General features: G+C 27.8%; 16 protein-coding genes and 1 tRNA gene. 9 read left to right on the top strand and 8 right to left on the bottom strand.

Features of this window, described 5'->3' with window-relative positions:
- Positions 1-7: 7 nt before the first annotated feature.
- From h2es_RS01860 to h2es_RS01880, 5 genes are all read right to left on the bottom strand, one after another.
- A complete protein-coding gene (locus h2es_RS01860; protein WP_154510872.1) occupies positions 8-694 on the bottom strand; it encodes a retropepsin-like aspartic protease family protein in 687 nt (228 codons plus the stop codon).
- Positions 695-701: 7 nt separating this feature from the next.
- Complete coding sequence (locus h2es_RS01865; protein WP_154510874.1) at positions 702-1,070, bottom strand: dihydroneopterin aldolase; 369 nt, start codon at positions 1,068-1,070, stop codon at positions 702-704.
- A complete protein-coding gene (mreC, locus tag h2es_RS01870; RefSeq protein WP_154510876.1) occupies positions 1,051-1,902 on the bottom strand; it encodes a rod shape-determining protein MreC in 852 nt (283 codons plus the stop codon). The genes h2es_RS01865 and mreC overlap by 20 nt, the downstream gene beginning before the upstream one ends.
- The gene (lipA, locus tag h2es_RS01875) at positions 1,895-2,773 is read right to left on the bottom strand and encodes a lipoyl synthase (RefSeq protein ID WP_154510878.1); all 879 of its coding nucleotides are present in this window, start codon (positions 2,771-2,773) and stop codon (positions 1,895-1,897) included. Before lipA ends, mreC begins: the two co-directional genes overlap by 8 nt.
- Before the next feature lie 34 nt (positions 2,774-2,807).
- A tRNA-Ser gene (locus h2es_RS01880) sits at positions 2,808-2,897 on the bottom strand.
- 121 nt (positions 2,898-3,018) lie between these two features.
- Between h2es_RS01880 and h2es_RS01885 the strand changes: the two genes are divergently transcribed.
- A complete protein-coding gene (locus h2es_RS01885; protein ID WP_154510880.1) occupies positions 3,019-3,960 on the top strand; it encodes a DMT family transporter in 942 nt (313 codons plus the stop codon).
- A 22-nt stretch (positions 3,961-3,982) separates the two neighbouring features.
- Positions 3,983-4,420, top strand: a complete 438-nt coding sequence (locus tag h2es_RS01890) for a DUF805 domain-containing protein (protein ID WP_154510882.1) — start codon at positions 3,983-3,985, stop codon at positions 4,418-4,420.
- Positions 4,421-4,705: 285 nt separating this feature from the next.
- Here h2es_RS01890 and h2es_RS01895 read toward each other — a convergent pair whose 3' ends face one another.
- Positions 4,706-5,017 carry a DMT family transporter gene (locus h2es_RS01895; protein WP_126045100.1) on the bottom strand — a complete coding sequence of 104 codons (312 nt, stop codon included), beginning with the start codon at positions 5,015-5,017 and terminating at the stop codon, positions 4,706-4,708.
- Positions 5,018-5,055: 38 nt separating this feature from the next.
- Positions 5,056-7,452, bottom strand: a complete 2,397-nt coding sequence (gene gyrB / locus h2es_RS01900; RefSeq protein WP_154510884.1) for a DNA topoisomerase (ATP-hydrolyzing) subunit B — start codon at positions 7,450-7,452, stop codon at positions 5,056-5,058.
- Positions 7,453-7,602: 150 nt separating this feature from the next.
- Here gyrB and tsaD point away from each other — a divergent pair, with 150 nt between their 5' ends.
- The 3 genes from tsaD (at position 7,603) to h2es_RS01915 (ending at position 11,072) form a co-directional block, all read left to right on the top strand.
- Complete coding sequence (gene tsaD, locus h2es_RS01905; protein WP_154510886.1) at positions 7,603-8,628, top strand: tRNA (adenosine(37)-N6)-threonylcarbamoyltransferase complex transferase subunit TsaD; 1,026 nt, start codon at positions 7,603-7,605, stop codon at positions 8,626-8,628.
- Positions 8,629-8,640: 12 nt separating this feature from the next.
- Positions 8,641-10,440: a translation elongation factor 4 gene (lepA, locus tag h2es_RS01910; RefSeq protein WP_154510888.1), complete on the top strand. Its 1,800-nt coding sequence runs from the start codon at positions 8,641-8,643 to the stop codon at positions 10,438-10,440.
- A 95-nt stretch (positions 10,441-10,535) separates the two neighbouring features.
- On the top strand, positions 10,536-11,072 hold the full coding sequence (locus h2es_RS01915) for a hypothetical protein (RefSeq protein WP_154510890.1): 537 nt from the start codon (positions 10,536-10,538) through the stop codon (positions 11,070-11,072).
- 19 nt (positions 11,073-11,091) lie between these two features.
- On the opposite strand, the gene h2es_RS01920 is transcribed toward h2es_RS01915, so the two are convergent.
- Positions 11,092-11,739 (bottom strand): O-methyltransferase, encoded by a 648-nt coding sequence (locus h2es_RS01920; RefSeq protein WP_154510892.1) that lies wholly within the window; start codon positions 11,737-11,739, stop codon positions 11,092-11,094.
- A gap of 94 nt (positions 11,740-11,833) precedes the next feature.
- Between h2es_RS01920 and h2es_RS01925 the strand changes: the two genes are divergently transcribed.
- From h2es_RS01925 to flhA, 4 genes are all read left to right on the top strand, one after another.
- The gene (locus tag h2es_RS01925) at positions 11,834-12,436 is read left to right on the top strand and encodes an NADH-quinone oxidoreductase subunit C (RefSeq protein WP_154510894.1); all 603 of its coding nucleotides are present in this window, start codon (positions 11,834-11,836) and stop codon (positions 12,434-12,436) included.
- Positions 12,417-13,376, top strand: a complete 960-nt coding sequence (ubiA, locus tag h2es_RS01930; RefSeq protein WP_154510896.1) for a 4-hydroxybenzoate octaprenyltransferase — start codon at positions 12,417-12,419, stop codon at positions 13,374-13,376. Before h2es_RS01925 ends, ubiA begins: the two co-directional genes overlap by 20 nt.
- Positions 13,377-13,754: 378 nt before the next feature.
- Positions 13,755-16,379 carry an aconitate hydratase AcnA gene (acnA, locus tag h2es_RS01935; RefSeq protein WP_154510898.1) on the top strand — a complete coding sequence of 875 codons (2,625 nt, stop codon included), beginning with the start codon at positions 13,755-13,757 and terminating at the stop codon, positions 16,377-16,379.
- Positions 16,380-16,410: 31 nt separating this feature from the next.
- The gene (gene flhA / locus h2es_RS01940) at positions 16,411-18,522 is read left to right on the top strand and encodes a flagellar biosynthesis protein FlhA (protein ID WP_154510900.1); all 2,112 of its coding nucleotides are present in this window, start codon (positions 16,411-16,413) and stop codon (positions 18,520-18,522) included.
- Positions 18,523-21,241: the final 2,719 nt, after the last annotated feature.

Genomic DNA, 21,241 nt, shown 5'->3' on the forward strand with positions numbered 1-21,241 from the left:
TTAATGCTTATTCTCCAATCATTTTTAATGAGTCATCAGAAACTTCAAAAGAATTTAATTTATTCAAAAAACTCATTCCAAGTAGTGATTTTTCTAAGCCATTGTCTTGGCTAACTGAAGCCCTAATATCTTCAACTATAATATCATTAATCTGAATATAATCCAATTTTACTGGAGCAGATAATACAATACCATTTGCTGTTGAAACTTTTTGAGTGTAGTTTAATTTATTAATATCAATTCCTATTTTTTCTGCATCTGCTCTGGTTAATGATACTGTGGTTGCCCCAGTATCAATTAGATATTTAATATTAGCTCCTTGAGTTATAGAATTAACATAATAATGACCATATTGATTTGCATAAACAATAACGGTCTTTTTATTGTCTTTGACATAATTACCTGGTATTAAATTAGCATAAACCCTATTATAAATCCTTACTAATTCGCTTTTATAACTAAATCCTATTAATAGTACGCCTATAATAATTACCCAAGCTTCAGCAGCTTTTATAAGCTGTTTAAATAAAGTTTTAGAGTTAAATATAGCAATTATTAATGCAGATAAAACTAATACTGTATATATTGTATAAAGTAATTTATCATTGTCTAGTGCAATTGGACCTATATCTTTTTTAAAAAATATAATAAATAAAATTGTTATGATTATAATGATTATAAACTTACTTTTCATAAAATGGTTATTTATCACAATTTTCAATTACAAAGCTAATATCTCCTTTAAGATTTTCAATCATTGGAAATTTTTTTACTTCTAACCTTAAACTATTAGGATATATTATATTATTTAGCAATTCAAATATTTGTTGAGCAAGAAACTCTATAGTGCAGTAAACCTTGTTATTAAACTGCTTTAATTTATTACATAAGTTATAATAGCATATTGTATCTTTAATGTTGTCAGAATTAATAGCTTGTGGCACCTCTGTAAAAAAAATTTCTATTATTAATATGATTTTTTGTTTATGTGTCCTTTCTTCTTGAGAAATGCCAATAAAAACTTCTAGTTCATATTTACTGATTATTATTTTAGTTTTTAATTTTTGCATTAGCAAAATTTTCTTCAGGTTTTAACACACTAACTAATCTAAAAGAATTTTCACATTTTAAACATGTTTTAACAAAAAATTGTCCATTAATTTTTTTTATTTTACCTACATAAATACCATATGGCATATATCCACCTTCTCCAGATGTCACAACTATTGCATTATCATCAATTTTTGCTTGTTGAGGTAAGTAGAATAACTTTAAATATCCTTCTTTTTTACCACCACTCATAATTCCACTATACTCAGTACCCAAAACCATCACAGGAATTTTAGATTGATTGCTGCTAATTAATTGCATTTTTGATGATCTATCATTTACATCTATGATCCTTCCAATTAATTTACTATCATCTACTATTGCATATCCCTTTTTAACCCCATTATGCAGTCCAATATTTAACAAATACTGTTTATCAAAGTTATCTATTGATTCAACTACAACTCTACTAGTAACTTTTGAAAAATGAAAATTATCTTGAAAATTAACTAAGCGCCTAAGATTTTTATTTTCTTCCTTAATTAGTTCTATATTTTGAATTAATTTTTTTAATTGCTGATTTTCTAAATATATATCCTGCTTACTATTTACAAGTGAGAAATAATTTTTCAATTTATAATATCTATCCTGAATTAAATGTATAGGATAAGATATTACAGAGTATGTAGATGATGATATATCATAAAATTTTTTATTTAAAATTTTAAATTTTAAAGTATCTATAGCTAGCAAAGTAAAAATACAAATAAATAATAATGCTTTTAAATTTTTTTTACATTGCTTTTTATTCCAATAAAATATTTTAAATTTATTATCCCTAATACTATTCATTAATACATTTTTGTTTCAATTTTAAAAAATCTTCCTCTGCATGATAAGAAGATCTAGTAAGTGGGGTAGCTGAAACCATTTCAAATCCCTTCACTTTTGCCATTTTTTCGTAATATTTAAACTCATCAGGTTCAACATATTTTTTAACAGTAGCATGTTTTGAAGTAGGTTGTAAATACTGACCTATAGTCAAAAAGTTAACACCTGCAGATCTTAAATCATCCATAACCTGCAATACTTCTTCTGAATTCTCCCCTAAACCAACCATCATGCCAGATTTTGTAAAAATATTTTTATCATATTTTTTTACATTACTTAATAAATTTAAAGAATTAAAATATCTTGATCCTGGCCTAATTTTTGGATACAAAGATGGAACTGTTTCTATATTATGGTTAAATACTTCAGGTTTAGCATCTACAATAATTTTATATACATCTCCTTTTCTCAAAAAATCAGGGGTTAATACTTCAATAGTCACATCAGAACATTTATTTTTTACTTCCAGTATACATTTTGCAAAATGATTAGCTCCTCCATCTTCTAAATCATCTCTATCTACAGAAGTTATAACAACATGTTTCAATCCTAATTCAAAAACAGATTTAGCAATTTTTTCGGGTTCATGTGGATCTAATTTATCTGGCAAGCCTGTTTCAATATTACAAAATCTACAAGCTCTTGTGCAAACACTACCAAGAATAATAAATGTTGCATGTTTTTTATTCCAGCATTCGCCTATATTTGGGCATGCAGCTTCTTCACATACTGTATTTAAGGATTTTTCTTTTACAATCTTTTTAGTTTTTTCAAAAATTTCTCCTGTTGGAGCCTTTACTCTTAACCATTCAGGTTTCTTTAAATTATTCATAATAATATCATTTTTTTATTCATGCCCTTTACCCTGGCGGAAGGAAAGGGATTCGAACCCTTGTTACCTGTGAGGGTAAACACGCTTTCCAAGCGTGCGCCTTAAGCCGCTCGGCCACCCTTCCATAGTTTGCACTATTTAGCTATATTAATAATCTATTAAATTTAATAATCAATATAAAATTATATTGACATATACCATGAATATACAGTAATAAAAAACTTTATTATATAGTTTTTAGTTTTGTGATTAAATCTATTATTTCTTTTAAGCCTTCCAAGCACTTGTCAGGTATTTTATTAATGATAGCAAATGCATTTTTTATGTCTTTGTTATATATTATAGTTAAAATTTTAACAAATAATTTAGGCTTTACTTCTAATCAAGTGGGCTTTTTATATAAAATTACTATTTTAATTTTAACATTGTGTTCATGTTTAAAATTAGGCTTTATTCATCATTTAAAAACTAAAAAATTATTCTTTCATGCCTTAAGAGGTTTTTTCAGTATAATGGGATCACTCTCAATGTTTTATGCTGTATCAGTAATGAATGTGATCAATGCAGCTGCTATATCAGAATTAACACCTGTTTTTATGGTTATTGCTGGAATATTAGTATTTAATGAAAAAATCACTTTGCCTAAGATTATTTTACTATTAGGTAGTATTATAGGAATTATATTTATTGAAGATTTTCAAAGTTTTGGAAAAAATATAAATAAAGGTCATTACTTTGCATTTTTAGCATTATTATTTTGGTCTATTAATAATGTAATTATAAAAAAATTAACTAAAACTGAGCATTCTAGAGCACAATTATTTTATTCAAGTCTATTTGCATCAATTTTTGCTCTGCCATTAGCATTTTTCAAATTTTCATTTGTTTTTAGTAATTTTGATATCAATATGTCTTGTGCAAAATGGCCAGAGTTTACAACTCAATCATTATTACTAATTCTTTCCGCAGGATTGGCAAGTTTATTGCATAAGGTATCATTTTTTAGAGCTTATAAATTATCTGACATGTCTATAGTTGGGCCTTTTGATTATTTAAGATTACCTTTTACTGGTATATTTGCTTGTTTAATTTTAAAAGAAGCCATACCAGATGTATATTCACTTATAGGCTATTCATTTATAGTCTTTAGTGGAATGTATTTTATTGTACACAAGGGTAAAGAATAGTTTTTAATAAATAGGGAAAATTATGCTTTCTAAATTAATAAAATTTATAGATGTTGTTAATCTTCCAAATAGGATTAATCGTGTTAAATGTTTCGCACTAATAGGAATTTATACTTGTTTAATAGCTCCCATTATTTTTATTTTAGAAGCCGCAGTATCAAATATGTTAATATTAGTCACAAGTATTATAATATTTATAGTGCTTTTTGTGATGCTTATATTAATAGAAATTAAAAGGTTACATGATTTCAATTGCTCAGGTTGGTTTTTATTATTAAAGCTTATCCCTGTAATTGGTGTAATTTTTAATTTGTTTATCTTTTTTATGCCTGGAAGTAAAGGTAATAATAGATTTGGGCCAGCACCAGGAAAAGCAAGTAAATTAGAAAACCTAATAGCATTACTTTCGATCCCAACTTCATTTTTAATTATTTACTGCTTTTATTCAATGCTCCATTAATAATCCTACTGAATTGTTACATATGCTTGCAGCGTCTTTACAGTAATGATACATCATGAAGAAGAGATTTAACTCTACTGTGATGATAAAAATAAAAACGTCATTGCGAGGATGTCAAAAGCATCCGTGGCAATCCAGAAAAGTTGTAAGCAAATATAAGTATGGCAATAATACTGGATCACCACGCCCCTTGCGAGGTTCGTGATGACTGTGAGAGATATTGTGCTTCATGACGATAATATCTAGTATAAATTCTAACTTCTTATCTTCAGCTTGGGTTATTGTTTAAGATAATTTCAAACCTATTATTGATATTATTGCCAAAGCTATAAAAAATATTCTCATATAGGTAGCTGGTTCATTAAAAAATAAAATACCTATTATAACAGCTCCAACACCACCAATTCCAGTCCATACTAGATATGCAGTTCCTATAGGTATTTTTGTTAAAGACTTTGATAACAGATAAAAACTACATGCACTAAAAAGTATAAATAATACTATATATTTAGTTTTAGTAAAACCATCAGAAAGCTTTAATGCTATTGCAAAAGCAACTTCAAAAAAACCAGCTAAAACTAAATAAAGCCAAGACATATTTCACTACCAAAATAAATTATAATTTATATATAAAATTAATAATCTAGGTTAGCAACTTTTAAAGCATTACTTTTTATAAAATCTCTTCTTGGCTCTACAACATCACCCATTAAAGTTGAGAACACTTCCTCAGCATCGCTTGCATCGTTAACATTAACTTGAAGTAAAGTTCTATTATTTGGGTTAAGAGTCGTTTCCCATAGTTGATCTGGATTCATTTCACCAAGTCCTTTAAATCTTTGTATATACAATCCTTTTTTAGAATAATTAAAGATAGTATCTACTAAATCAGTTATAGTTGAAGTTTTAAGAATTTTTTCATCTTTATAGGTAAATTCATTATCTTTATTAAATTCAGAAAGCATGTTCGTTAATTCAATAATTATATCTTTATTTTTCTCAGAGAATAAATGATTACTTATTTCATATACTTCTTTTACACCCTTTTCTAACCTATGTATTTCTAACCCCTCTTCAACATCTATAACTTTCCATTCAATTTGATTATTTTTAAATAGTCTATTAAATCTGCTAATCAAGTTCTGTGAATCGATTTTCTTTGATGATGGCACATCATTAAAAAAGCCTAAAAATAATAATTCTTCAATAATGTAAGCAGACACTTGGTTTGTGTAGTTTTTTATTATATTTGAAAATCTTATTAAGTTATCCAAAAGTGTTTTGACTTTATCTTCATCCAACTCTTGATTACTAATTTTAATATTGCAATTTTTTAAAATTATGCTTTTTAGATAATTGCGAAGAGCTAATTCATCTTTTAAATATGTATCTGATTGCCCTCTTTTAACTTTATATAATGGTGGCTGAGCTATATATAAATAACCTTTTTCAATTAATCCAGGCATATACCTAAAAAAGAATGTTAAAAGCAAAGTTCTTATATGAGCACCATCTACATCAGCATCAGTCATAATTATAATTTTATGATATCTTAATTTTGTTAGATCAAACTCTTTATCTTCAAGTACAACTCCTAAAGCAGTGATTAATGTGCCAATTTCTGCAGAATTAAGCATTTTATCAAATCTAGCTCTTTCTACATTAAGTATTTTACCCTTCAGAGGTAAAATTGCTTGAGTTTTTCTATCACGCCCTTGTTTTGCAGATCCTCCTGCCGAATCACCCTCAACTAAAAATAATTCTGATTTAGCTGGGTCTTTTTCTTGACAATTGGCTAATTTCCCTGGAAGAGTTGAGATTTGATTTCCAAGTTGCTTTCTAGATAGATCTCTTGCTTTTCTTGCAGCATCTCTTGCAATTGCTGATTCAGCCATTCTGCCAATTATTGTTTTGGCATCTTTAGGATTTATTTCAAGCCATTTGGCAAATTCCTCTGAAACAACTGATTCAACAACTGTACGAACTTCACTACTAATTAATTTATCTTTTGTCTGAGACGAAAATTTTGGATCAGGAACACGAACAGAAACAACAGATGTAAGTCCCTCTCTCATATCATCAGGAGAAATTTTAATTTTTTGTCTTTTATTTAATTGATTGGTTTCAATATAGTTATTTATCACTCTTGTAAGAGCACCTCTAAAGCCAGTCAAGTGAGCACCACCATCCTTTTGGCGAATATTATTGGTAAAAGTAAGTGTGTTCTCATGATAACTATTATTCCATTGAAAAGCAACGTCAGTTACAATTTCATTTGCTTCACCAGTAATTCTTATAGTCTTATTAATAGCATGCTTTGCTCTATCAAGATATTTTACAAAATTTAAGATACCACCTTCAAAATGTAAATTAGCTGATTTTTCTTCTTCCCCTCTTTTATCATAAAGTTCTATAGATATTTCTGGATTTAAAAATGCTAATTCCCTATATCTATGTTCTAGAGTAGAATAATTAAAATCTATATGAGAGAAGGTTTTATCAGATGGAAAAAATTTAACTTGAGTTCCAGTTTTTTGGGGATCATCGCTTGGCTTTGATTCTAACTCTTTAACTTTGTGACCATGTTCAAACCGCATAGTGAACTCTTTGCCATCCCTCCAAATAGTTAATTCTAACCATTCTGAAAGAGCATTTACAACTGATACCCCTACTCCATGTAACCCACCAGAAACTTTATAAGAGTTATCATCAAACTTTCCTCCAGCATGCAATTGAGTCATTATTAACTCTGCAGCTGATATACCCTCATCTTTATGAATATCTGTAGGTATCCCTCTTCCATTATCAACTACAATGACAGATCCATCTGTATTTAAAATTATAATAACTTTATCACAGTGACCAGCTAATGCTTCATCTATAGCATTATCAGTAACCTCATAAACCATATGGTGTAATCCAGAGCCATCATCCGTATCTCCAATATACATTCCTGGACGCTTTTTAACAGCTTCAAGACCTTTTAAAACTTTAATGGAATCAGCACTATAATTTTGAGCTTCTTTCGTCATATATTTATTTTAAATGAAAATTTACATCACAAGATTGTATCATAAATCTAATGTTTAATCAAAGAGTCACTTTGTATTAATTTAATATCTATTGAATATATATCTAAATCATATAAAATCTTGCTCAAATTTATTTTTACCTAATTTTTAATGTTAGTACTTGGAATTGAAACTAGTTGTGATGAAACTGCTGTAGCAATTATAGATGATAAAAAGAAAATTTATTCTAATAAGATTTATTCTCAAATTGATTTGCATAAGAAATTTGGTGGAGTAGTGCCAGAAATTGCTGCAAGAAGCCATGTTGAATTATTACCATATATACTTGAAGAAGCAATTAAAGAAGCACAAGTTGATTTAAAAAATATTGATGCTGTTGTTGCAACTGGTGGACCTGGATTGATTGGTGGTGTGATGGTTGGAGTGATGTATGGAAAAACAATAGCTTCTGCTCTTAATAAAAAGTTCATAGCCATAAATCATCTTGAAGGTCATGCATTAATTCCGAGAATGACAGAAAATATTGACTATCCATATTTATTGCTTTTAATTTCAGGCGGACATTGTCAAATAGTTATTGTTGAAAAGCTTGGTAAATATGAAATTATAGGTAAAACAATTGATGATGCAGCAGGAGAAGCTTTTGATAAAACTGCTAAATTATTAGATTTAGGTTACCCTGGTGGCCCTATTGTAGAGAAATATGCAGAAAATGGAGATGAAAAGGCTTTTACTTTTCCAAAACCTTTATTGAAAAAAGGTGAGTGCAACTTTTCTTTTTCAGGACTTAAAACTGCTGTAAGAAATCAAATTAACAAATTAGACAAATTATCTGAAAAGACTAAATCAGATATATGTGCTTCATTTCAATATACCGTTTCAGAAATTATTAATCATAAAATTATGGAATCCTTTAAATTATTCAATTCTAAATTTCCACACTCAAAGAATGTTGTTATTTCTGGAGGAGTTGCTGCAAATAAATATATAAGAAAAAAATTAAGTGAAAATATTAGTACTTTAGGTTATAAATTATTTTATCCACCAGTTAACTTATGTACAGATAATGCTGTTATGATTGCTTATGCAGGGATTGAAAGGTTAAACAACGGAGATTATAGTAATTTAGATTTTGAACCTAAGTCTCGGTGGAGCTTAGATAACATTACTTATTAAAACACATATATAATGACAAAATTAGATAATATAAGAAATTTTTCAATAATTGCTCATATTGACCATGGCAAATCTACTCTTGCTGATAGACTAATTGAAATGTGTGGTAATCTAGAAGAAAGAGAGATGTCAGATCAAATATTAGATTCCATGGATATAGAAAAGGAAAGAGGGATAACTATTAAAGCCCAGACTGTAAAGCTAAAGTATAAATCAAAATCTGGCAAAGATTACATCTTGAATTTAATTGATACTCCAGGACACGTTGACTTTAGTTATGAGGTGGATAGATCACTCGCTGCATGTGAAGGCTCAATTTTAGTTATTGATGCATCTCAAGGAGTAGAGGCTCAAACTCTTGCTAATACCTATAAAGCAATAGAAAATAACCATGAAATTATTCTTGTACTTAATAAAATTGACTTACCTGCTGCTGATCCAGATAGAATTAAAAGACAAATTGAAGATGTAATAGGACTTGATACAGAAAATGCAATTGAAATATCTGCAAAAACAGGTAAAGGCGTTGATAATGTATTAGAAGCAATTGTCAATATTTTGCCACCGCCAAAGGGTAAAATAAAAGAACATCTTAAGGTTATGTTGGTAGATAGTTGGTATGATAAATATCTAGGGGTTGTAATATTAGTCAGAGTTATAGATGGAGTACTTAAAAAAGGCATGAATATAAAAATGATGTCAACAAATTCAGAATATATAATTGAAAGAGTTGGTATTTTTACTCCTAAAAAAATAGTAATTAATGAATTAAGTGCTGGTGACGTTGGATTTATTACAGGTAGCATAAAGCAAGTATCTGATTGTAATGTTGGTGATACAATTATAGATGCAAAAAATTCTATAGACAAGGCATTGCCTGGGTTTAAACCAAGTAAGCCTGTGATTTTTTGTGGCATATATCCAACTGATTCCAGTAATTATCCAGTACTTAGAGATAGTATAGCAAAACTAAAACTTAATGACTCAAGCTTACAATATGAACCTGATACATCCAAAGCATTAGGTTTTGGTTTTAGATGTGGATTTCTAGGAATGCTTCATCTTGAAATAATTCAAGAAAGATTAGAGCGAGAATTTGACTTAGACCTTGTTACAACTGCCCCTAGTGTAATATATAAATTATATATGCGTTCAGGAAAAATGATGGAGCTACACAATCCTGCAGATATGCCAGATCCAACTCAAATTGAATATATGGAAGAGCCATGGGTAAAAGCGACAATAATGGTTCCAGATGAATACTTAGGTGTTGTTATTAGTCTATGTACGGATAAAAGAGGCAAACAAGAGGAATTAACTTATGTAGGTAGTAGGGTAATGCTCATATACAAGCTACCTCTTAATGAAATAGTCTTTGATTTTTATGAGAAATTAAAATCTTGCTCTAAGGGATATGCTAGTTGTGATTGGGAATTGGATGTATATCAAAGAGGTGATTTAGTTAAAATGAATATACTAATCAATGCATTATCTGTCGATGCACTAAGCTTGCTGATACATAAATCAAAAGCAGAAACAAGAGGAAGAGAAATATGCGAACACCTAAAAGAATTGATACCTAGACATTTATTTGCAATACCAATTCAGGCTGCGATCGGTGGTAAAATTATTGCACGAGAAACAATTAGTGCACTGAGAAAAGATGTTACAGCAAAATGCTATGGTGGGGATGTTACAAGAAAACGTAAATTGCTTGAAAAGCAAAAGAAAGGTAAAAAACGCATGAGATCAGTTGGTAATGTAAATATTCCACAAAGTGCATTTATTTCTGTGTTAAAAGTTGGAAAATAAAAATTTTTATATAAAATATACCTAAATAATTATTGATATTTATACAAAAGTTATTATGTTACTGAGTTTATATAAATATAAATAAAGGTAAAGTCATGAGTGCTAATAATATAGACAGAGATGAAATTGATACAAGTAAGGAAAAAATCCACCTTTCTCAAAAAGAAATCATAAAATATAAAATTTCTGCACACCCTGATAAAAACACAAAATTAAGTAAAGAAGAATATGATTGTGTTATTAAGCACTTTAGTTTATTTAGCGATAATAAAAAAAATGAAGTTGATATTTATGACAGTAAATTTTGTATAAACTTTATAAAAAAAATACTAAAAGCATATTGGGATGAAAGAAAAGAAGAAGAAAGAAAGTTTAAGGCTGAATATACTAATATGCTTAAATTAAAAACTTCTCATATTCAAAATTTAAAAAAAATAGATATTTGTAAAGCTACTATTAAGGAAGTTATCAGTATTATAAACCTAATTCAAGAATCAAATAAAAACATATTAAAACTTCATAAAGATTTCGATTTTGAACCTAGCGAAAATTTTAACCTTACAGCAACAGACATATTATCAGAGCATACTAAATTAAATGATGGGTGTAAACATACGTACGATGAATTATAGATTAATAATTATATATTTTTCATAACTTAACAGCAACAGTTAATCCTTCATTTGTTGGTAATATTAAGCTTTTATATTTCTTTTGATTGCTTATTTCTTCATTAAACTGCCTCATACCTTCCCATTTTTCATTATATTTAGGTGGATTATCTTCATAAACAGTTCCAAATAAAAACGTATTATCAGCAATTATCAAACCCCCTATCCTTAATAATGGATATATAAGTTCTAAATATTTTGGGTATTCATCTTTTTTTGCATCAATAAATACTGCATCAAGTTTATAATTAAGCTTTAAATCTGTTAAATATTTTATAGCATCACTATTTACTGATTTAATTTTATTAGCAAAAGGGGTTTTTGCAAAATTTTGATTTGCAATTTTATAATTAGCTTCATTAGTTTCTATTGTTATTACTTTTCCATAATCTGGAATAGATGATGCTATCCAACAACAAGAATATCCGACTAAAGTACCAATTTCTAAAACGTATTTAGATTTATTAATCATTAAAATCATACTCAGTAACTTGCCCTCTTCTGGACTTAATTGAATATTCTTTTTATCCATTGCAGTATCAAATACATCTTTAAATAAATTTTCTTCTTTACAGTAAAGTGATCTTACGTATTTTTGCCTTTTAGTTACACTATCATTTCTTGCCATTGTTTATTTGCAATTTTTATTTTGGAGATTATAATTAATTGAAGTGTTTTACAATATTTGTTAGTGTCACATAATAAATTTAAATATTACGTTAATGAACATAAAAAATTTATTACAAAAAATAACTACTGATTCAAATTTAAAATCATTTATTATTAAATCTGAAATATCTTTTGATGAATTAACTATTACAGTGGATAAAAATAGTATTCAAGAAATATTAATAAGATTAAAAGAGAATAGAGATTATTTATTTAGAATTTTAATAGATATTTGTGGTGTTGATTATCCCAGTAGAGAAAAAAGATTTGATGTAGTATATCAACTTTTAAGTATAGAAAAAAATTTAAGAATAAGAATTAAAGTTGAATCCTCAGAAGAAGATTTAATTCCAAGTGTTGTTAATATTTTTACTTGTGCACATTGGTATGAAAGAGAAATTTGGGATATGTATGGGGTATTCTTTGTTGGTAATAATGATTTAAGAAGAATATTAACCGATTATGGCTTTTCTGGCTATCCTATGAGAAAAGATTTTCCAGTAACAGGCAATGTAGAGGTAACATATGATGAAGAAAAACAAAAAGTAATTTACGAACCAGTCAAATTAGCACAAGAATTTAGAGACTTTAATTTTACCTCTCCATGGGAAGGAGAAGAATACATTTTACCAGGTGATGAAAAAGCAACAAAATAGTAAATTTCAAAAATTAATAGATAATGGCAATCTTTTTATTGATGAAAATATTCAATTAATTAAATCAGCATATATAAATTTTCAGAATTTTACCTTTAAAAATCCTTATGCAAGGTTAATGAGATTACATCAACCAATAGGAATTCAATTGGTTGTTTTGCCAGTTTTATGGACTTTGACTATAATTTCATATGATATAATACATTTTCTATGTCTTACTATAATATTTATTTTTGGAGCTGTAATTATGAGGAGTGCAGGTTCAATAGTTAATGATATTATTGATAAAGACATTGATAAAAATGTAAAAAGAACAAAGATTAGACCACTGGCAAATGGTGAATTAACAATTAAACAGGGTTATAAGCTTTTAGCGATATTATTAATAATAGCACTAATGATTTTAATTATATTGCCGTTAAAATCTATCTATTTTGGCTTTTTAGCTTTATTTTTAACAGTTATTTACCCATTTATAAAAAGATATAGTTATTATCCTCAAATATTTTTAGGATTTACCTTTAATATTGGAGTTTTTATTGCTTGGTATTCTGTTAAAAATCATATATCTTTTATACCAATCTTAATTTATCTTTCAGCGGTGCTTTGGACTATTGTTTATGATACAATTTACGCACATCAAGATAAAATAGATGATATAAAAATAGGAGTTAAATCTACAGCTTTAAAGTTTAATAACAAAACAAAAATTATTCTAAATTATGTTTATAAAATATTAATAGCCACATTAGCTTTAACAGGTTTAAACTCAAATTTAAATATCATATATTTTGCAATATTATTTATTGTTTTATTTTTATCATTGCAAAAACTAGATAATATAAATTTAAATTCACCTGATGAATGTAATCAAAATTTCAAAACCCATTTTGATTATGGAGTACTAATACTTATTGGATTTATCCTTGGTCATATATAAATAAATTATAGTTCAGTAAAATAATAATATTTTTTAAGTAATTCTTATTTAATTACTATTTAATTTTATATCAACAAAATCAAATGATGCTTTTTTTAAAAAATTTTTTATAATAAGCGAGTTTTTGGATTATTTAATGATTTTTTTTAATATTTAGATTGATTATATTGAGTTATTTTATAGCATTAAAATGTTTTGTAATTGAAACATGTAATGAGCAGTTTTTAATATGTTACCTACCTCTGATCATTACTAAGGCATTGCTTAGGCAATGCCTTATTTTTTTAATCATATAATTTTATTAGGAAAAATCTTGCAAACTAAGCTATTTATCATATACAATTTTCTAATAATAAGATTCTATTTTAAAAAATTAATATGCAAAATTTAGATAGCTTAAAAAGTAAAAACAAAATAATAATTAACAATAATGATTACTATTTTTATAATTTAAAAAAAGCTGCTAAAAAATTAAACATAAATTTAAATGAATTACCAAATGTTATTAAGATTATTTTTGAAAATTTACTTAGAAAAGAAGATGGTAAAAATATTACTTTAAAGAGTATTAAAAATTTACTTAAGTATTTCCAAGATGATTCATCTAATGAAGAGATTTTATTTTATCCATCAAGAGTTTTAATGCAAGATTTTACAGGAGTGCCTGCTGTTGTTGATTTAGCTGTAATGAGAGATGCATTAAATGACAAAGGAATTAATCCTGAGGTAATTAATCCACAGATTCCTGTTGACTTAGTGATAGATCATTCAGTGCAAATTGATAAATTTGGTTCCTCAAACTCTTATTCTGAAAACATTAAATATGAATTTCAAAGAAATAATGAACGTTATAAATTTTTGAAATGGGGGCAAGAATCTTTTAAAAATTTTAGAGTTATTCCACCTGGAAAAGGAATATGTCACCAAGTTAATTTAGAATATTTAGCAAATGTTATTTCAAATCAAGAAGTTGATGGAGAAAATGTTGCATACTTTGATACTTTAGTTGGAACAGATAGTCATACCACAATGATTAATGGATTATCTATATTGGGGTGGGGAGTTGGAGGAATAGAAGCTGAAGCTGCAATGTTAGGTCAACCAATTTCACTTCTAATACCTAAAGTAGTTGGGTTTAAATTAAAGGGAGAGCTATCTAGTGGAGTAACTGCAACAGATTTAGTTTTAACAATTACAGAAATACTTAGACAAAAGAATGTTGTAGGTAAATTTGTAGAATTTTTTGGATCTGGGTTAAAAACTCTCTCACTATTTGAAAGAGCTACCATTGCTAACATGGCGCCTGAGTATGGAGCAACATGTGGTTATTTTCCTATTGATGAAGAAGTTATAAAATACTTAAATATAACTGGAAGGGATCAATCTCAAATAGATTTAGTGAAACAGTATGCAAAAGAACAATGTATTTGGGAAGAAGGTCATGAAAAAAATAAGAAAAAATTTAATGAAGAATATGAATTAGATATATCTCAAGTTAAACCTTGTATAGCTGGTCCTAAGAGACCTCAAGATAGAATTTTGCTCTCTGAATTAAAATCAAAAAAAGAAGATAAAAATAACACCAATTTAAAGGATGGCGATATTGTTATATCTGCTATCACAAGCTGTACTAACACATCAAATCCATATGTACTTATTGGAGCAGGAATTTTAGCTAAAAAAGCCTATGATTTAGGATTAAGAACAAAAAAATGGATTAAAACATCTTTAGCTCCTGGCTCTCAGGTTGTTACAGAATATCTTAAAGTATCAGGATTACTTTATTATCTTGAACAGCTTGGATTTTATATAGTAGGTTATGGATGCACAACATGCATTGGTAATTCTGGACCATTATTAAAAGATGTTGAAGAAGAAATAAAATCAAATAATTTATCTGTTTCTGCAATTTTATCAGGTAACAGAAATTTTGAAGGAAGAATACATCCGTTGGTAAAACAAAATTATCTAGCATCTCCAATTTTATGTGTTGCATTCGCATTAGTTGGAACAATCAATATTAATATTTTAGAGGAACCAATAGGTAATGATAAAAATGGGAAAGAAATATTTTTAAAAGACATTTGGCCAGATCATAATGAGATAAAAGAGTTAATTGACAAGATTATTACTAAAGACATGTTTATTGAAAAATATAATGACATTCTTGATGGAGATGAAAAGTGGAAAGAAATTAATATTAGTAAAACAACATGTTATGCATGGCAAGAAGATAGTACTTATATTAAAAAACCTCCTTTTTTTGAAAATTCTCAAAGTAATTCATCAATAGATAATATAGAAAATGCTAGAATCCTTGCAATCTTAGGTGATAGCGTAACAACAGATCATATAAGCCCTGCAGGAAGTATAGCAGCTAATCATTCAGCAGGACGATATCTAATCGAAAAAGGAATTAAGCAAGAAAATTTCAATTCATATGGCTCAAGACGAGGTAATGATGAAGTAATGGTTAGAGGTACTTTTGCAAATATTAGAATTAAAAATAAAATGGTAAGTGGTAAAGAAGGAGGTTTTACTAAATATTTTGATAAAAAAAATAATGACACACTTACGACAATTTATGATGCATCGCAAAAATATATTAATGATAATGTACCATTAATAATTCTTGCAGGCAAAGAATATGGAACTGGCTCTTCTAGAGATTGGGCTGCTAAAGGAACAAAATTACTTGGAGTTAAGGCAGTTATTGCAGAAAGTTTTGAAAGAATTCATAGATCAAATTTAATTGGAATGGGTGTTTTACCTTTACAATTTATTGATACTACGTTAGATAGCCTACTTTTGAAGGGAGATGAAACAATATCATTACTTGGGTATAATAAAGTAACACCAAAAGGATTGATTGAATGTCAAATTAAAAAAAATAATAAAATTATTAAAAATATAAAGATACTTTCACGTATTGATACTCAAATAGAACTAGATTATTTTCTAAATAATGGTATCCTAAACTACGTTCTTAAAAAATTTTATTAAATGCTTATTTTATGTAGTGGGATCTAATTAAATGGATAATGTAAAAAATAGTATTTTAAGTTTAAAGGAAAATAAATTAATTAGCAAATTTATTAATATATCATCACAAAAAGATATAATATTTGCAGTAGGTATTTTATTAATTATAAGTTTTTTAATTTTCCCTGTTTCACCTGGATTATTAGACTATTTATTAAGTTTATCAATTGCATTTTCTGCATTAATTTTAATGACAGTTTTATTTATTGATAAACCTTTAGATTTTAATGCTTTTCCTAGCATACTCTTGGTAATAACTATGTTTAGACTTGCTTTAAATATCTCTACTACAAGGCTTATCCTTGCAGATGATCACTTAGGACCTTCTGCTGCTGGCCATGTAGTTGAAGCATTTGGATATTTTGTTATGCAGGGGTCAGTTATAATAGGTGCTATAGTTTTTGGTATTTTAACTATTATTAATTTTGTTGTTATAACAAAGGGTTCTGGAAGAATAGCAGAGGTAGCAGCAAGATTTAGCTTAGATGCCATGCCAGGTAAACAAATGTCTATTGATGCAGATTTATCAGCAGGCATTATTAATGAAGAACAGGCTAGAGAAAAAAGAAAAACACTTGAAGATGAAAATACATTTTTTGGCTCTATGGATGGAGCTAATAAATTTGTTAGAGGAGATGCAATTGCTGGATTATTAATAACTTTTATTAATTTTATAGCTGGGATAATAATAGGAGTTATTATAAATGGAATGACTTTTAATGAAGCTATAAAGACTTATACTTTACTTACAATAGGTGATGGATTAGTAGCACAAATTCCTGCTCTTATTGTTTCGATTAGTGCTGGACTTCTTGTAACTAAATCTGGAGTACATGGTTCTGCAGACAAAGCAATTTTTCAACAATTAAGTAAACATCCTCAAGCATTAGCTGCATGTAGTGGATTGCTAATAGTTATGAGTATAATGCCAGGCATTCCATTTGTTCCATTTTTTATAATTTCTTGTCTATCGGGTATACTTTCATATTTTTTAAATAAAAAGAAGAAAGATACAGAATTATTAGAAAAAAAACTAAAACAAGATCCTGTAAAAAAGGAACTTACCCAAGAAGAAATGATAGTTCAATCTTTACATATAGACTATGTTAAAATTGAACTAGGATATGAGTTGTTGCAAATGGTTGATAATAATGCTGATTATCAATTGACTGACCAAATTAAAAATTTAAGAAAACAGATCGCACAAGATTTAGGATTTATCTTACCATCTGTAAGAATACAAGATAACGTGCAACTTGATTCAAAAATATATGTAATAAAAATTAAAGATATTGAATGTGGAAGAGGAGAATTAAAGCCATTGAAACTTTTAATATTAAATCCCACAGGTGGTAAAATTGATATAAATGGTGAAGATACTATAGAGCCAGCCTTTAATTTACCTGCAAAATGGGTTGACAGAAGTGCTAAAGAAGAAGCTGTATTTAAAAAATATACAATAATTGAACCAATTACTATAATTTCAACTCACCTTACTGAAATTGTAAAAGAAAATATCACAGAATTATTAACTTATAGTGAAACAAAAAAATTATTATCTAATTTAGATGGGGATCACAAAAAACTTGCAGAAGAAGTTGTCCCTGCTCAAATATCTGTCGTTAAATTTCAACGTATTTTACAAAGTTTATTAAGTGAATCAGTAGCTGTAAAAGACCTACCATCTATATTAGAAGCTATCTCAGAAATTGCAAATAATACCACAAATGTTGCAAGAATGGTAGAACACATTAGAACTAGACTAAGTAAGCAAATTTGCCATGGATTTTTAAACGAAGATGGATATATCCCTATCGTCATTTTATCATCACACTGGGAGCAACTTTTTATGGAAAATTTAGTTGGAGATGATGATAATAAACATTTGGCTATGCAACCAAGTAAACTTAGAGAATTTGTTGAAAAAGTAAACTTAACTATAGATAAGCTTACAGCCTCTAAAATTATACCAGTATTGTTGACATCCCCTATTTTAAGACCATTTGTGAGATCAGTAACAGAAAGATTTAAACCTAATTTGATTATTTTATCTCAAAATGAAATACATCCAAAAATAAAAATAAAAACATTTGGAGAAATATAGTTTTTGATTATTTATTTTTTATTCCTGCTATTTATACATTTTATAGCTAGTTGAGTATCTTTATTATCATATTTATAGTAGTTGATATAAGAAATATTTATGATAGGCTTGATATTATATTTTAAATAAACTTTGTAATTAATGAGGTACTTATGCCTAAATTAGATAAAGAACAACAAGATGCAATAAAAGTAGCAAGAGAAGCTGATAAAGCTGATGATAGGCAACAAAGGCGTCAAGAGATGAGAGATAACAATAAGGATCTTCAAAGGAGGAAAATAGCTCTTGAACAATTAAGACATGAACTAGAAGCAAGAAAACAAAGGTTGCAACCAAAAAGTGAGTTAGATAAAGATCAACAAGAAGCAATAAAGATAGCAAGAGAGGCTGATAAAGCTGATGATAGAAAACGAAGACGTGAAGATATGAGAGATAATAATAAAGATTTAAAAAAACGAAGAGCAGCTCTTGAACAATTAAAACAAGAAAGAGCAAAACGAAATACTGGTATTAGAGTAATATAATAGCTCACAAGTTTAAAATTACTTTAATATAGATATATTAATAAAAAGCGTTAAATCTTTTAGCTTTATTAAACTTTAGAAAAACAAAATCCCTTTCAGACATAAAAACTTGAAGAGTGATATAAATTAGAATATATTATCACCCATTGTTTTATATAATAAGTGAGGAAGTATGTCTAAGTTATTAAGTTCAAATCGTGGTGTATTGTCTTTAGGAATAGTAGCGTTATTTTTATTTTATGATTATTTTCTAAAGTATTCTATAACTGTTTTTAAACCTGCGTTAATGCAGGAGTTTTATATCTCAGCAACAGAATTTGGATTAATTATGTCTATGTATATGCTTCCATATGAGGGAACTATGAACTTTTAGGTTAAAAAGTGGTCTAAGGCTATAGATATGATAATAAGAGAGGTTCAAAGGTTGCATTTAATGGTTTTTGTAAAATTCATTCAGTAAAAAGACATGTTTTAGGATCATCCGAATTTTCTGCATACTCCAATATACCGATACTCATATTTTATAACTTTCTGATAAAAGGTTATTTTATTGCAAGAGAGAATCTTTCTTTTAATTTTATAATTTTCAAACATTAACTTTCCGTAAAATAATTATTAGAGTATCAAACTTTTATTAATATTATACTCTCCATATAATACAACATTTTCCCATCCAATTGGACTTATATGTTTAATCATTGAGAGATCTACCCATTCTGGGATATCACTCTCCCTTAAAATTCGACTCATCTCATTTGCTTGCCAATATATTATACAGGCCATTATTAAAGTTAAACAGTTACAACTATTTCTTTGTGCTATTAAATCACGTCCTGTAATCTTACCTTGATTACCATAATTTATATCTCTTGCTAATTGATGCATTTCTTCTCCCTTCAATAAATCTTCATTTCTTTTTTTTCGTATTTCTGGGTCAACCATGCTTTTTAATGTATTTGCTGTTTTAAATATACGGCCTAATTGTAAATTAGCTTTATAAAATTCATTTTTTGAGTTAAATGACAATAGCTTTCTCATTGCAAGAGATGCACTAACATGCCCTGTAGATATAGAGGCATAAAAATGTGCCATTCTATCCCATTGATTGACTATACTTGTCATATCTATTGTACTTTCTTTATGAGTTAATAGTGGACTTAAACTTTTATAATTTCTATTATTATCTATTTTAAATATATTATGATTTTGTATTCCTCTTATTCTTGGATTAAATTTACTTCCAATAAATGCAAAAGCAGAGAATGTTATTGCACCTGCTGCTGCCGTATCTGTAAAATGTTCTTCCAAAGGCAAATCACTTTCGTTATATAGCTTACCATCTAACACATGAGCTCCCTCACTTTCATAACATTGAATTGGCTTACTCAAAAATGGCGCATAATTGTCAGCAACAAAAGTATAAAATTTTAAAGCAAATTCTCCTAGCTTTACACTAAACTCTTGCTGTAAAACTTTCTCTTTAAAGGTTACTAAATGGCTATCACTACTAGATCTCTTACCTTCTCCCCAATTCTTTGTAATATTTAATTTTGATATTGCATTTACTATCCATGCCAGTGCTGTTCTTAATGCTTCATCAGTTAATTGCCAATCTGTAATTCTCTTCATATAATCATATGATACATCGCTTACTAATTGAGCCATAGTATAAATACCTATATTACATCCATGGGCCATTATAGTTAATATAAGACCACATATATCTTCTTTAATTCTTAAGTTTTCTTGATTGGGTAGCATAAATGCTTCTGTAAATTGTAATTTATTATCTACTTCTACTAATAAATCAGGTAATTTGATGCTTCTCAAATTACTTTCAATTAAATTTTTTAAAAATGTTAAGGATTCTTGTTGTTTTTTTGTTAATTGCTCCCCAGGATCACGTTTTAACTCCCACTTACCATCCACTATTCTAGCATGTTTATTACCTTTCTCTCCTATAAAATAGGTATCATAAGCTTGACCTAAATAGTTAGTTAAAAAAGCTTCAGCATTTCTCGCATTTGATGGAAGCTTATTGTTATGAAAAAATTCTGTCATATAGTTTTTCCAGATATATTCAGGCATAAAAAACCTATCGAAAGAACTAAACCTTTTTCCATTTTCTAGAACTAAATTATTATGTTTTAAATCTTCTTTGATTTTAAATAATAATGCGCATTCCCAAGCTCTTC

The sequence above is a fragment of the Rickettsiales endosymbiont of Trichoplax sp. H2 genome (assembly GCF_009690945.1).
In the GTDB taxonomy this organism is placed as follows: Bacteria; Pseudomonadota; Alphaproteobacteria; order Rickettsiales; family Midichloriaceae; genus Aquirickettsia; species Aquirickettsia rohweri.